Origin of the sequence: Caballeronia terrestris, assembly GCF_001544515.1 — a bacterium.
GTDB lineage: Bacteria > Pseudomonadota > Gammaproteobacteria > Burkholderiales > Burkholderiaceae > Caballeronia > Caballeronia terrestris.
On the sequence record NZ_FCOL02000391.1, the window covers coordinates 1 to 1,448 of the forward strand.

2 protein-coding genes and 1 pseudogene are annotated in these 1,448 nt (G+C 59.6%); all 3 read right to left on the reverse strand.

Going from position 1 to position 1,448, the window contains the following annotated elements:
• Positions 1-127: 127 nt before the first annotated feature.
• Positions 128-784, reverse strand: a complete 657-nt coding sequence (locus AWB67_RS40450) for a hypothetical protein (protein WP_125477877.1) — start codon at positions 782-784, stop codon at positions 128-130.
• Between the two features lie 72 nt (positions 785-856).
• Complete coding sequence (locus AWB67_RS37680) at positions 857-1,108, reverse strand: hypothetical protein (RefSeq protein ID WP_087660840.1); 252 nt, start codon at positions 1,106-1,108, stop codon at positions 857-859.
• A gap of 90 nt (positions 1,109-1,198) precedes the next feature.
• Positions 1,199-1,448, reverse strand: a pseudogene (locus tag AWB67_RS37685) (sugar ABC transporter substrate-binding protein); the annotation flags it as partial.

Here is a 1,448-nt window from a genome sequence, read left to right on the forward strand (position 1 = left end):
CGGCTCCTGATGGCGGAGGCCGGGACGCCGCAGCTTCGCTATATCGAAGGGCCGCTGCGATATAGGTCCAGCGACGTTGCAGATGCCTTAGCCGCCGCGTTGCATCGTCCGGTCGCCGTGTCGGTCGTCACATTGCCCGTACCGAAAGCCGATAGCAAATGGTGCGCGGTTCATCAACGAGAAATCTCAATCCCGATCGCATAACGAGTGGGTGGTCGGCAGGCGGAACCACGACGCGTCCGAGATCGAAGAAGCTGTTTGCTGGCTCTACGCCCAATGCGAAGTTCCTCCCGCACCAAGGTGAGTGCGCCCGGCCGCCGTTACTGATCCAAAGCAAGGCATCCGGAAGCTCTTCGGCATTCCAGTCGAGCAGGACATCGGCGCCGCTGGCTGGGTATCTCAGAACAAAAGGGGGCTGGCACCCTGCCATCTGCAGGATTTCTTCAGTTGCTACCGTGAGAGGCAGTCGAGTCACATCGATGCTGCCAGTTTCGGTTGGAAGTGCCGTGAGCGAAGCGGCGGTGCGGTCCGGCAGGATTTTCGACACCCCGGGCTCAGTTGGAGCTGGGTAGGTGTGGATGGCCTGATGAGAGCATCCGACAACTTCCACGCCTTCGGCGGGGACGGCAAATGTCGGATGGAGGGCGATCGGCAACACGACCTCTCGCCGAACACGGACGGTAAGCGAGACGTCCAGCGTCGGTTCGTCGGGATTGGCTTTTATGACGCGCTCAAGGCTCTCGATCTCGCCGTTGTCCGGATAGTCGATTCGAAGACGGAACATGTGCGAAGTCTGGTCCACTAGTTGCCAGGGATGATTGGATCCATAGCCGTGATTCCAGTTGTCGGAAGGATCCTATCGCTCGAAACCGTGCGGCAGGCCGATGGGTGGATGGACGGCACCAAACGGAAGGCATGGCCACTCGCCGCGCAACGCCCACATAAGGCCGGGCCACTGCGCATCGTCGTCCCACGGTGCAACCCATAGAGGCGATATGCTTCGACCCCGGCCGAGTTCAAAGCGGACGGGCCCGAGCATTGCGCCCAGCGACTGGATCGTTGCGTCGCCGTGCTCCCACTTCAACGTCCAGCGGGTAATTGCATTCATTGCTCCTCCTCCAGCGGTCTTGCACCAGGCTGGCACGCATATCGTCGATACGGGTCACCGTCAGATTCCGTTGCGTTCTGAGACGCCTACCTACTTTACCTTCGCTGCGGCGGCTACCTTTCGCACTCCCTCTTGCGGGTCTTCGTTCGAGTTCATGAAGGTGGTGACGACGTCGGTAATTGCGCCTTCGGTGGCCGACGACTGAACATCACCAAAAGCGAACGAAGGAAAGAACGTGCCGGCTTTAATTGTCGATTGCTCATCTGCGTATGACTTCTTGGCGCAGGCGTCGAACTTGTCCATGGAAACGTCTTGCCGGACAGGAATGGAACCCTTGTAG